This window comes from Streptomyces sp. NPDC059861, assembly GCF_042731435.1.
GTDB lineage: Bacteria > Actinomycetota > Actinomycetes > Streptomycetales > Streptomycetaceae > Streptomyces.
Genome location: NZ_JBHWJQ010000015.1, coordinates 81,809 through 93,264, shown reverse-complemented (window position 1 = coordinate 93,264; position 11,456 = coordinate 81,809). Strand labels below are relative to the sequence as shown.

The window sequence follows — 11,456 nt, the reverse complement described above, 5'->3', positions numbered from 1 at the left end:
ACCTGAAGTATCAGCCGGCGGTGCGGCCTGACTCGTCGTGCCTGTGTGGGGTGACGGTGTCCGGTGCGGCCATGTCGAGCAGGAGCATGGCGTCGTGGTCGGGGGTTCCGGGCTCGGCGGTGTAGGCGCCGAGGCGCTGGCCCGGAGTGCCTTCGAGCTGCATGCTCTGGCCGCTCAGGGTGAGGACGCCGACGTCGGGGTGGTGAAAGGTCTTCTGGATCTTCTTGCGGCCGATGACCTCGTAGCGTTCCCAGAGCTTGGCGAAGTCCGGGCTCTTGAGCAGGAGTTCTCCCACGAGGCTGGTGAGGTCGGGTGCGTCCGGGTTGGTGCCGGCTTGGGCACGCAGGCGGGCGACGCAGCTACGGACCTGGGTGTCCCAGTCGGGGAAGAGCTCGCGGGCGGCGGGGTGGAGGAAGAGGTAGCGGGCGAGGTTGCGCTGCTTGGCGGGCCAGTCGCCGATGCCGGCGTACAGGGCGAGGCCTCCGGGGTTCCAGGCGAGCAGGTCCATGCTGCGGCTGATGATGTAGGCGGGATTCGGCCGCATCGCCTCCAGCAGCAGCTTCAGGTGCGGGCGGACCGTGCGGCTGGGGGGCGGAGGCGGTTCGGGGGCGTAGTGGGCGGCCCGGGCAGCGAGGTCGCGCAGGTGGTGGTGCTCGTCGTCGTCGAGATGCAGGGCGCGGGCGAGGGCGTCGATGACACCGGGGCTGGGGCGGGTTTCCTTGCCGCGCTCCAGGCGGGTGTAGTAGTCGATGCTGACCCCGGCAAGTGTGGCCAGTTCCTCGCGGCGCAGGCCGGGCGTACGCCGTACGCCGGGCCCGGGGGTGAGACCGGCGCTCTCGGGGCTGGTCTGGGTGCGGCGGGCGCGCAGGAAGCGCGCGAGTTCGTCACCGCTGGTGTGCTGCTCGGGTGCCATGAGGTCCAGTGTCGCAACGCTGCGACCAGGGCGGTATCCGCGAGGGGGGCCCTGTCATACCCCCCGCTGTCCAGCACCCGGCAATACTCGGCCTGCCTGTGCGAGGCGCGAGGCGGCACGGTGGATGACGTCTCCCCTTCCGCCCGTACCGCGCCGTTCCGGTGTGGGTCACGGGGGAAGGCGATCACTGTCACCTGCTCCGGCCCGCCACCCGTTCGTCATGCGACGGGCCGCGCCCGGATGGGCGCAGCGCCTGCGCGGTACTCGCCCAGGGGCAGCGCAGACTGAGCCCAGCAAACGATCAGAGAACGGAGAAAGATCAGTGAAATACATCAAGCTTCGTGAACTGGAAGTCTCCCGGATCGGGCTGGGTGCGATGGGGATGTCTCATGGCTACACCGGCTCCGGGACCGACGAGGCGGAGTCCATCCGCACCCTGCACCGGGCGCTGGAACTCGGCGTCACGCTGATCGACACCGCCGAGATCTATGGTCCGTACACCAACGAAGAACTCCTCGGCCGCGCGCTCAAGGGCCGCCGCGACCAGGTGGTGCTGGCGACGAAGTTCGGCCTGGTCTCCCATGCCGGTGAAGGCCCCTGGAATCTGGACAGCGGCCCGGCCAACATCCGCACCGCCGTGGAAGGCTCGCTGAAGCGGCTGGGCACCGACCACATCGACCTCTACTACCAGCACCGGGTCGACCCGAACACTCCCATCGAGGAGACGGCGGGCGCCGTGGGCGACCTGGTCGCCGAGGGCAAGGTCCGCGCGTTCGGCCTGTCCGAGGCCGGACCGGACACCATCCGCCGAGCCCACGCCGTCCACCCGGTCACCGCGGTGCAGTCGGAGTACTCCCTGTGGACCCGGGGCGTGGAAGAACGAGTCCTGCCCACACTGCGCGAGCTGAACATCGGTCTGGTGCCCTTCTCGCCGCTCGGGCGCGGCTTCCTGACGGGCACGATCCGCTCCACCGACCAGTTCGACGAATCCGACTTCCGGCGCGACAACCCGCGCTTCACCGGCGAGAACTTCCAGCGCAACCTACGCCTCGCCGACGAGGTCAAGGCCATCGCCGCCGCAGCCGGCGCCACACCCGCGCAGGTCGCGCTCGCCTGGCTGCTCGCGCAGGGCGACGACATCGCGCCGATCCCCGGCACCAAGCGCGTGCACCGGGTGGAGGAGAACACCGCCGCCGACGGCGTCACGCTGACCCCCGAGCAGATCGACAAGCTCAGCAGCCTGCCCCCGGCCGCCGGGGACACCCACACCGAGGACCAGGCACGGATGCTCGAACGCTGACCCGTCACCACACCCGTCAGGGCAGCCCCGGGGCACTCCTCCCACCCGGGAATCCACCGCCGCCGCAACCGGCAACCCCTTTCAGAGCAAAGATCAGAGCACAGAGCAGGAGATACCTTCCATGCGCGCAGCAGTGATGTACGGCGCCGGCGACGTCCGGATCGAGGACCGGCCCGACCCGGAGATCCAGCAGCCCACCGACGCCGTCGTCCGTGTCGTCCTGTCATGCGTGTGCGGCAGCGACCTGTGGCCCTACAAGTCGATGCCGGCCACCGGCACCGGCAGGCCGATGGGACACGAGTTCCTCGGCGTGGTCGAGGAGACCGCCTCCGCCGTGTCCGGCGTCGCAGCCGGTGACCTGGTCGTCGCCCCCTTCACGTACTGCGACAACACCTGCGACTACTGCGCCCGCGGCCTGCACATCTCCTGTCGGAACGGCGGCCGGTACGGCTTCGCCGGCGTGGACGGCGGCCAGGGCGAGGCGGTGCGCGTGCCCCAGGCCGACGGCACCCTGGTCAAGCTGCCCGTCGACGCCGACTCCCCGCTGCTGCCCTCCCTGCTCACCCTGTCGGACGTCATGGGCACCGGCCATCACGGCGCAGTCACCGCCGGCGTCGAGCGCGGCGACTCGGTACTGGTCATCGGGGACGGCGCGGTCGGCCTGTGCGCGGTGATCGCCGCCAAGCGGCTGGGCGCCGAGCGGATCGTGCTGATGGGCCGGCACACGGCCCGCACCGACCTGGGCCGCGAATTCGGCGCCACCGACGTGGTCGCCGAGCGCGGCGAGGAGGGCATCGCCCGCGTGCGCGAGCTGGCCGGCGGCGACGGCGTCGCGAGGGTCATCGAGGCCGTCGGCACCCTCGAGACGCTCCAGACCGCCCTGGCCTCGGTCGTCGACGGCGGCACCATCAGCCGGCTGGGCGTCCCGCAGTACGAGGAAGGGCCCGTCGGCGCGTCCATGATCATGCGGAACATCACCCTCACCGGCGGTGCCAGCCCCGCCCGCGCCTACATCGAGGAACTGATGCCGGACGTCCTGGACGGCGTCATCGCACCGGGCCGCGTCTTCGACCGGACCTTCACCCTCGACCAGGCCCCCGATGCCTACCGGGCCATGGCCGACCGCCAGGTCCTCAAGGCCCTCATCACTCCCTGAGCCCGCACCGGAGCGACTCCGGTACGACAAGGAAGAGCCCCCATGAAGACCGTCACCCTCAACAACGGCGTCGAGATGCCGATCCTCGGCTTCGGCGTCTATCAGATTCCGCCGGAGCAGACGGAGCAGGCTGTCGCCGAGGCTCTCGACGCCGGCTACCGGCTGCTGGACACGGCCGCCGCCTACGGCAACGAGGAGGCCGTCGGCCGCGCCATCAAAAGCAGCGGCATCCCGCGCGAGGAACTTTTCGTCACCACCAAGCTGTGGGTCCAGGACGCACCCGCCGAAGGGAACACCCGGCGTGCTTTCGAGACCTCGTTGCACAAGCTCGGCCTGGACCATCTCGACCTGTATCTCATGCACCAGCCCTACGGCGACGTGTACGGCCAGTGGCGCGCCATGGAGAGCCTGCACCGCGACGGCCGCGTCAAGGCCATCGGCGTGGCCAACTTCTACCCCGACCGGCTCGTCGACCTCGTCCTCAACAACGAGATCACGCCCGCGGTCAACCAGATCGAGACCCACCCGTTCTTCCAGCGCACCGACGAACAGGAACTCATGCGTGAGCACGGGGTCCAGATCCAGTCCTGGGGCGGCTTCGCCGAAGGCAGGAACGACCTGTTCACCCACCCGCTCCTGAGCAGGATCGGCGAGCAGCACGGCAAGTCCGTGGCACAGGTGGTGCTGCGCTGGCTCGTCCAGCGGGGCGTCGTGACGATCCCGAAGTCGGTCCGACCTGAGCGGATGGCGGAGAACATCGACGTCTTCGACTTCGAACTGACCGCTGATCAGCTGGCGGCCATCGCCGGCCTGGACACCGGCGCCTCACTGTTCTTCGACCACCGCGACCCGGAGATGGTCAGCTGGCTCAGCAAGCGGCGCCTGACCGACTGACCTGGCAGGCCGAACAGGCGACCGAGGCACCCGTGCGCGGGTGCCCGGCCGTGCTGATGACGACATCCTTCTCATGAGTCAGGGCTCCCTATGTCCCAGAAGCAGAACCTCATCGACGTCCTCATAGGCGGCGCGACCGGCAGCGCCGGGCGGCCCGGCGTGCGAGCCCGCGGATCTCGACGTGGTTCGCCGGGCCGGCGCACGCTCCTGCGGAACGCGCTTCTGACAGGAGCCGCCCTCCTCACCGGCGCCCAGCTCACCGGCTGCTCCTCGTCCTCGCCATCCTCGCCGAGCGACGAGCAGGAGCCGCAATCCAGCCGGCGGAGCGCTTCGACCGCTTCGCCAGGGCAGCGGGTTCTCCTGGCCTACTTCTCCCGGCCGGGCGAGAACTACTACTACGGCGGGCGCACCGACCTCAAGGTCGGGAACACCGAAGTCCTCGCCGGGATGATCAGCGAGCGCATCGACTGCGACGTGCACCGCATCGAAGCGGTCGACCCCTACCCCGACGACTACGAGGAGACGGTCGCGCGCAACGTGCGAGAGCAGGAGGCCGATGCCCGGCCGGCCGTCGCCGACCTCCCGTCCTCCCTCGACCGGTACGACACGGTGCTGCTGGCCAGCCCGATCTGGAACGTCCGAGCACCCATGATCATGTCGACGTTCACGGACACGTTCGACTTCCGCTGCAAGACGGTCTTCCCGGTCGTCACCTACGCCGTGAGCGGGCTGGGCGACACCGAGCGCGACTACGCGGCGTCCTGCCCGGGGGCGACCATCGGGGACGGGCTCGCCGTGCGCGGCGAAGGGGTCAGGGACGCCGGAACCGACGTGCGGTCCTGGCTGCGGCGGACCGGGCTGCTCGAGGGCTGAACCGGTTCCCAACCGCCCCAGTCTGCCAGTGCCGGTCCCCGGGGCGACAGATGTGAGAGGGGCCGTATCGACACCCGCTGTTCACCCCCGGCACAGCACGGCCCTGCTGTTTCTGCGGTCCGCCCGGCAGGCTGGACGGACGCTGAAACGCAGAGCTGCAAGCGGCTGTTGCGTCGCGGGCCCACCCCGATGAGCCGGACCCCCATCCTCCCTTGCGTCGAGAGAGCGGGCATGTCTACCGAGAGCTCCGAGACAGCTGTGTCTTCCCCCACCCAGCCCACGTCCGCGCCGTCGCGCCGAAGCTTCATCGCGACGACTTCCGTAGCCGGCGGCGTGATCGCGACAGGCGGCCTGGTCGCCGGTCCCGCGCTGCCAGGCACCGAGCAGGCCGCTGCCGCCGAGGCGTCGCCCAGCAGCCGCGTCTCCCTGACTGTCAACGGCCGTCGGCACAGCCTCACCGTCGACAACCGCACCTCGCTGCTGGACCTGCTGCGCGAATTCTTCGGCCTGACCGGCACGAAGAAGGGCTGCAACGCCGGTGCCTGCGGCGCCTGCACGGTTCTGGTCGACGGCCGCCGCGTCAACTCCTGTCTCACTTTCGCCGTACGCCTGGAAGGCGCCGAGGTCACCACCATCGAAGGCATCGCCGACGGCGACGAACTCCATCCCCTGCAACAGGCGTTCATCGACCAGGACGCCTTCCAGTGCGGCTACTGCACTCCCGGCCAGATCGTCTCCGGCATCGGCTGCATCCAGGAAGGGCACACCGGCTCCGCAGAGGAGATCCGTGAGTGGATGAGCGGCAACATCTGCCGCTGCGGCTGCTACGTAAAGATCGTGCGCGCCCTCGAACAGGCCACCACGGGCCGGAAGTGAGTACCGATGTACCCCTTCTCCCTCACCACGGCGCCCACCACACGTGCGGCCGTGGACGCCGGCCGTCGCGGCGGCCGGTACATCGCCGGCGGCACCACCCTCGTCGACCTGATGTGCGAGACCGTCGAACGCCCCGACACCCTGGTCGACATCAGCCGACTCCCGCTGCGTGAGGTCACGGTCACCGGCGGCGGCGGGCTACGCATCGGCGCGCTGGTGACCATGACCGAGGCCGCCGCCCACCGCAAGGTGCGCACCCTGTACCCGGTCGTCTCCCAGGCTCTGGAACTGAGCGCGTCGGCGCAGCTGCGGAACATGGCCACCATCGGCGGCAACATCATGCAGCGCACCCGCTGCGCGTACTTCCGTGACGTGAGCGCCGCCTGCAACAAGCGGCAGCCGGGATCCGGCTGCGCCGCGCGGGAGGGCTACAACCGCACCCACGCGATTCTGGGCACCTCCGAGAACTGCGTGGCCACCCATCCCTCCGACGTTTCCGTCGCCCTCGCCGCCCTGGAGGCACGGGTGCATCTACTGGGCCCGGACGGGCAACGGACGGTTCCCTTCGCCGACTTCCTGCTCCAGCCCGGCCGCACCCCGGACCGCGAACAGGCCATCCACCCGGGCGAGCTGATCACTGCCGTGGAGATACCGGCACATCCGCGCCCCCTGAAGTCCGGCTACCTGAAGGTCCGCGACCGCGAGTCCTACGAGTTCGCCCTCACCTCGGCCGCCGTCGCCCTGCACATTCACGGCGGCGTGATCCGCGAAGCCAAGGTCGCCGCCGGCGGGGTGGGGACGGTGCCGTGGAAGCTGCCCACCGTGGAACAGGCACTCGTCGGGAAACGCCCCTCGGACCGGCTCTGGGCTTGGGCCGCCGAGTCGGCAGCTGACGGCGCCCGCCCGCTGACCCACAACCGGTTCAAGGCCGAACTGCTCAAGCGGACCGTCGAACGCCAGCTGCGCATCGTAGGAGAGACCGCATGAGCCCTCAGCCGCAGGCAGCCGTAGGCGCGCCGCTCTCCCGGGTGGACGGGCGCCTGAAGGTGACCGGGCAGGCGAAGTACGCCGCCGATCACCCTCACGCTCGAACCACCTCGCACGGCGAGACCCCCACCCCCGACGGCCCCGACGGCCCCGACGGGATCGTGCATGCCGTCGTGGTCGACAGCAGTGTCGCCCGGGGACGGATCACCGGCATCGACACCCGCGCCGCCGAGGCCCACCCGGGCGTAGTGAAGGTGATCCACCACGGGAACGCCCCCCAACTGCCCTACGGGCCCAACCCCGGCTCCCTCAACCTGCCCGGGCAGCGGTTGCGCGCCTTCCAGGACGACCAGGTCCGCTTCCACGGCCAGCCGGTCGCCGTCGTCGTCGCCACCACGCCGGAGGCCGCCCAGCACGCGGCGAGCCTGGTGAGGATCGACTACGACGCCGAGCCGTCCGCCACCGACCTGGCCGACGCCCCGGCGGCGGGCGAGCCCGTGACGTATGCGCGCGGCGACGCGGAAGCGGCCCTCCGGTCCGCCGCCGTACGGCTGGAGATGACCTACCGGCCCGCCCGCAACCATCACAACGCGATGGAGCTCCACGCCACCGTCGCCCACTGGGACGGAGACCGGCTCACCCTGTGGGACAAGACTCAGTGGGTACAGAGCCCGCGAGCCGAACTCGCCGCCAACTTCGGCATCCCGCCGGAGAACATCCGGGTCGTCTCCCCCTTCGTCGGCGGCGCGTTCGGCAACGCCGCGCGGGCCTGGCCACACATCACCATCGCGGCCCTCGCCGCCCGCGAGACGGGCCGCCCGGTCAAACTCGTCCTGACGCGCAGGCAGCTCTACTTCGGCGTGGGCTACCGTCCGTCGTACGAGTACCGGATACGCCTGGGCAGCGACCGGCGCGGTCGGCTGACGGCTATGACCCACGATCTGCGCGCCGAGACCTCCCGCTACGAGACGTTCTCCGAGCGCGGCGTCCTGGCCCCGGGACAGATGCTCTACACCACCCCCAACGTCGCCCAGGCGTACCGCACGGTGCCGCTGGACGTGAACACCCCTACACCGATGCGCGGCCCGGGCTACTCCACCGCCGCCTTCGCCATCGAAAGCGCGATGGACGAACTCGCCCACGAACTCGGCATCGATCCCATCGAACTGCGGCAACGCAACGAACCGGAGAACGACCAGGCCAACGGCCGGCCCTTCTCCACCCGGCGGCTGCGCGAGTGCTACAGCGTCGGCGCCCGCGCCTTCGACTGGCACCGCCGCGACCCGCGACCACGGTCGAGGCGCGACGGCGACTGGCTGATCGGCACCGGCATGGCCACCGCGCTCTACGACACCCTGCGCGCCCCCGGCCAGGCCCGGGTCCGGCTGACCGCCGACGGCACCGCCCTGGTCGAGTCCGCCACCAGCGACATGGGGCCGGGCACCTACACCTCCATGACCCAGATCGCCGCCGACGCCCTCGGCCTCGCGGTCCGCAACGTCACCTTCAGGCTCGGCGACACCGCCCTGCCCCCGGCCCCGATCCACGGCGGCTCGCTGACCATGGCCAGCGTCGGCTCCACCGTCCAGGACGGCTGCGACAAGCTCCGGCACCAGGCGATCGAGCTCGCTGTCGAGGACTCCAACTCGCCGCTGTACGGCGCCGCAGTCGGGGACATCGTCGTAAGGGGCGGCCGACTGCACATGAAGGACGACCCCGCACGCGGTGAGACCTACCGGCAGCTGCTCGCCCGCAACGAACGCACCCACCTCGAAGCCCAGGGCACCTACACCCCTGGCCAGGCCCGGTCCTCCATGTACGCCTACGGCGCGGTGTTCGCCGAGGTGGCCGTCGACGCACGCCTCGGCCTGGTCCGAGTACGAAGGATGCTGGGCGTCTTCGACGCGGGCCGCATCATCAGCCCCGAACTCGCGGACAGCCAGGCCATCGGCGCCATGGTCGGCGGCATCGGATCGGCCCTGCTGGAGCACACGGTCACCGACCACCGCGACGGCCGCATCGTCAACGCCGACCTGGCCGACTACCTCGTCCCCGTCAACGCCGACGTCCCCGACCTCAAAGTGATCTACCTCGACGGCCGCGACGACGAAGCCGGCCCGATCGGCGTCAAAGGCCTCGGCGAGGTCGTCCTGGTCGGCGTCGCACCCGCCATCGCCAACGCGGTCTTCCACGCGACCGGCCGCCGGCGGCGCGACCTGCCCATCACTGCCGAGACGCTGTTGTGACCTGAGGCAACTCGAACTCGAGCCGAATCCCGACATGGTGAGGGCCAGTCACCCCGCAGGACGGTCGCAGTCAGAGTGCGGCGCCGCCGAACCCGACCTCGTTCCCGTCCGGATCCCGGTACGTCACCTTGCGCGCGCCGTTTGCGTAGGTCTCGCGACTCGTGGGCTCCAGGCCCCGATCAGAGATCCGGGCGATACGGGTGTCGAGATCGTCGACGAACACGGTGTGCAGGGCGTGGCCGGCGTGTCCGGGGCAATGCTCGATGTACACGTACCGGTGTTCAGCGAGCTCCCAGACGGCCTCCGTGTCGTTCGGGACGAAGACCGGCGGCGAGCCGAGCAGCCGCTCGTACCAGTCCAGCGCCGCCGCGTAGTCATTGACCGGGATGCCTGCGAAGAGGTCGACAGCCATGACGTCAATGGTAGGGCCGGCACTGTGATCCGGAACTCAACCGGGAGGGGCACAGTCCCTTCGGGCCGTCATCGTGGCCCACCGCGGCGGGGAAAGCGGCCTCCGCCGGCGAGAGGCTTGGGGCCCGCGCTGTCCTGGCGTTCACCGTCCGACCCAAGCCTGATCTCCCGTCCCCGCCAGCGCTCCCGCAGCCAGCGGTCGTGGCTGGCCAGCACGATCGCGCCGGGGCCGGTACCCAGGGCAGCCTCCAGCTCGTCACACAGACGCGGCGACAGGTGGTTGGTCGGCTCGTCGAGCAGCAGCAACTGAGGCGGTCGCGCGACCAGCAGCGCCAGCGCGACCCGCCTGCGCTGCCCGACCGAGAGCCGGCCTACCGGCTTGTCCAGGTCCGCCTCGTCCAGCAGACCCAGCGAGCCCAGCGGCACCGCCTCGGCCCGTTCGGCGCCGAGCACCAGCTCATATGTGTCTCTGACGGACCGGTCGGGCCGGTCGAAACCGGTGTCCTGGGCAAGGAGTCCCACGGTCAGTCCGGGCCGCCGCGACACCTTGCCCTCTGGCGCGAGCCGCCCGGCGAGCACGGCCAGCAGAGTCGACTTCCCGGCCCCGTTGCCACCGGTGACGAGCAGACGGTCGGTGCCCGACACCTCCGCGCACACCGGCGCGAGCCGACCCGGCACCCATACGTCGTCGAGGGACACCAGCGGACCGATGCCTTCCACCGCCGACGCGGCGAGCGCCGTGCCCTGGAAGCGCAGCGGCTTAGGCGGCTCGCCGACCTGGGAGCGCTCCAGCTCCTCCAGGCGGCGGGTGGCGTTGCGCACCCGCCGGGAGATCTGGCTCTGCACCCGGCCGGCGCGGTGGCCGTAGCCCATCTTCTCGTTGTCCCGCGGCCCCCGGTCCGGTGCGACCCTGCGCGCGGTGACCCCGGCGGAGGCCCGCAACGCCGTCAGTTCCTCCTGTTCCTCGGCCCAGCGTCGCTCCCAGCGGTCCCGCTCGCTACGTTTCTCGGCCAGGTAGGTGCTGTAGTTCCCGCCGTGGCGGACCGGGCCGTCCACCGCGGGATCGAGGTCGATCAGGTCCGTGCACACGGCGTCCAGAAAGGCCCGGTCGTGGCTGGCCACCACGACGACCCCGGGCAGGCTGCGCACCTGCTCCTCGACGAAGGCGGCGGCACCGTCGTCGAGATGGTTGGTCGGTTCGTCGAGCAACAGCGCGGAGGGCCGCCGGACCAGCAGTGCGGCCAGCGCGAGCCGGCTGCGCTGCCCGCCGGACAGCGACCCGAGCGTCCGGTCGTGTGCGAGGGCGCGGAGTCCGAGGCCGTCGAGGACGAGCGCGGCACGCCGGTCGGCGTCCCAGGCCTCCCGTCGCTGTGCCTGTTCGAGTCGAACGCCGTACGCGTCGAGCAGGCCGACGTACTCGGGCGCGTCCTGCGCGGTCCGCGCGAGTTGCCCGGTGAGCCGGTCCAGCTCGGCGAGGTCCTCCCTGGCCTCGCGCAGGGCGTCGTCGAGTACGTCGGCGATCGTCGCGTCGGCGTCGTACGGCATCTCCTGCTGGAGGAAGCCCAGGTCGGGCGGACGCGTGACGCTGCCGGCGTCGGGCTCGTCCGACCCGGCGAGCAGACGCAGCAGGGTCGACTTGCCGACGCCGTTCTCCCCGACCAATCCGATGCGGTGTCCGGGCGAGGCGGTCAGGGAGACCCCGTCGAGCACCCGTCGGTCGCCGAGGGTGCGGACGAGGTCGTGGGCGAGAAGAGCGGGCTGAGACATGAGTTCCGTCCAACGTGATCGGTGCGTGGCCCG

At 70.8% G+C, this 11,456-nt stretch carries 10 protein-coding genes; 7 read left to right on the top strand and 3 right to left on the bottom strand.

What is annotated here, in order from left to right:
- Positions 1–10: 10 nt before the first annotated feature.
- Positions 11–913, bottom strand: coding sequence for a helix-turn-helix transcriptional regulator (locus ACFV6X_RS15950; protein WP_385383272.1), 903 nt, complete (start codon positions 911–913; stop codon positions 11–13).
- Positions 914–1,235: 322 nt separating this feature from the next.
- Between ACFV6X_RS15950 and ACFV6X_RS15945 the strand changes: the two genes are divergently transcribed.
- The 7 genes from ACFV6X_RS15945 (at position 1,236) to ACFV6X_RS15915 (ending at position 9,245) form a co-directional block, all read left to right on the top strand.
- Entirely contained in the window at positions 1,236–2,213 is a 978-nt protein-coding gene (locus tag ACFV6X_RS15945) for an aldo/keto reductase (RefSeq protein ID WP_385383269.1), read from the top strand.
- Between the two features lie 121 nt (positions 2,214–2,334).
- Positions 2,335–3,369, top strand: a complete 1,035-nt coding sequence (locus ACFV6X_RS15940; protein WP_385383266.1) for a zinc-binding dehydrogenase — start codon at positions 2,335–2,337, stop codon at positions 3,367–3,369.
- A 42-nt stretch (positions 3,370–3,411) separates the two neighbouring features.
- Positions 3,412–4,263, top strand: coding sequence for an aldo/keto reductase (locus ACFV6X_RS15935; RefSeq protein WP_385383263.1), 852 nt, complete (start codon positions 3,412–3,414; stop codon positions 4,261–4,263).
- 90 nt (positions 4,264–4,353) lie between these two features.
- Positions 4,354–5,136 carry a flavodoxin gene (locus ACFV6X_RS15930; RefSeq protein ID WP_385383260.1) on the top strand — a complete coding sequence of 261 codons (783 nt, stop codon included), beginning with the start codon at positions 4,354–4,356 and terminating at the stop codon, positions 5,134–5,136.
- A 231-nt stretch (positions 5,137–5,367) separates the two neighbouring features.
- Positions 5,368–6,012, top strand: a complete 645-nt coding sequence (locus ACFV6X_RS15925; RefSeq protein ID WP_385383258.1) for a (2Fe-2S)-binding protein — start codon at positions 5,368–5,370, stop codon at positions 6,010–6,012.
- A gap of 6 nt (positions 6,013–6,018) precedes the next feature.
- Positions 6,019–6,999 (top strand): FAD binding domain-containing protein, encoded by a 981-nt coding sequence (locus ACFV6X_RS15920; protein ID WP_385383255.1) that lies wholly within the window; start codon positions 6,019–6,021, stop codon positions 6,997–6,999.
- Positions 6,996–9,245: a xanthine dehydrogenase family protein molybdopterin-binding subunit gene (locus ACFV6X_RS15915; RefSeq protein WP_385383252.1), complete on the top strand. Its 2,250-nt coding sequence runs from the start codon at positions 6,996–6,998 to the stop codon at positions 9,243–9,245. The genes ACFV6X_RS15920 and ACFV6X_RS15915 overlap by 4 nt, the downstream gene beginning before the upstream one ends.
- 70 nt (positions 9,246–9,315) lie before the next feature.
- On the opposite strand, the gene ACFV6X_RS15910 is transcribed toward ACFV6X_RS15915, so the two are convergent.
- Both ACFV6X_RS15910 and ACFV6X_RS15905 read right to left on the bottom strand, forming a co-directional pair.
- The gene (locus ACFV6X_RS15910; protein ID WP_385383249.1) at positions 9,316–9,657 is read right to left on the bottom strand and encodes a VOC family protein; all 342 of its coding nucleotides are present in this window, start codon (positions 9,655–9,657) and stop codon (positions 9,316–9,318) included.
- Positions 9,658–9,725: 68 nt separating this feature from the next.
- Complete coding sequence (locus tag ACFV6X_RS15905; RefSeq protein WP_385383246.1) at positions 9,726–11,423, bottom strand: ABC-F family ATP-binding cassette domain-containing protein; 1,698 nt, start codon at positions 11,421–11,423, stop codon at positions 9,726–9,728.
- Positions 11,424–11,456 lie beyond the last annotated feature (33 nt).

Bases quoted from the DNA above. Each gene is read 5' to 3' on its own strand.
- ACFV6X_RS15930 (WP_385383260.1), top strand. From the start codon at position 4,354: ATGTCCCAGAAGCAGAACCTCATCGACGTCCTCATAGGCGGCGCGACC.
- ACFV6X_RS15935 (WP_385383263.1), top strand. From the start codon at position 3,412: ATGAAGACCGTCACCCTCAACAACGGCGTCGAGATGCCGATCCTCGGC.
- ACFV6X_RS15940 (WP_385383266.1), top strand. From the start codon at position 2,335: ATGCGCGCAGCAGTGATGTACGGCGCCGGCGACGTCCGGATCGAGGAC.
- ACFV6X_RS15925 (WP_385383258.1), top strand. From the start codon at position 5,368: ATGTCTACCGAGAGCTCCGAGACAGCTGTGTCTTCCCCCACCCAGCCC.
- ACFV6X_RS15920 (WP_385383255.1), top strand. From the start codon at position 6,019: ATGTACCCCTTCTCCCTCACCACGGCGCCCACCACACGTGCGGCCGTG.
- ACFV6X_RS15905 (WP_385383246.1), bottom strand. From the start codon at position 11,423: ATGTCTCAGCCCGCTCTTCTCGCCCACGACCTCGTCCGCACCCTCGGC.
- ACFV6X_RS15950 (WP_385383272.1), bottom strand. From the start codon at position 913: ATGGCACCCGAGCAGCACACCAGCGGTGACGAACTCGCGCGCTTCCTG.
- ACFV6X_RS15910 (WP_385383249.1), bottom strand. From the start codon at position 9,657: ATGGCTGTCGACCTCTTCGCAGGCATCCCGGTCAATGACTACGCGGCG.
- ACFV6X_RS15915 (WP_385383252.1), top strand. From the start codon at position 6,996: ATGAGCCCTCAGCCGCAGGCAGCCGTAGGCGCGCCGCTCTCCCGGGTG.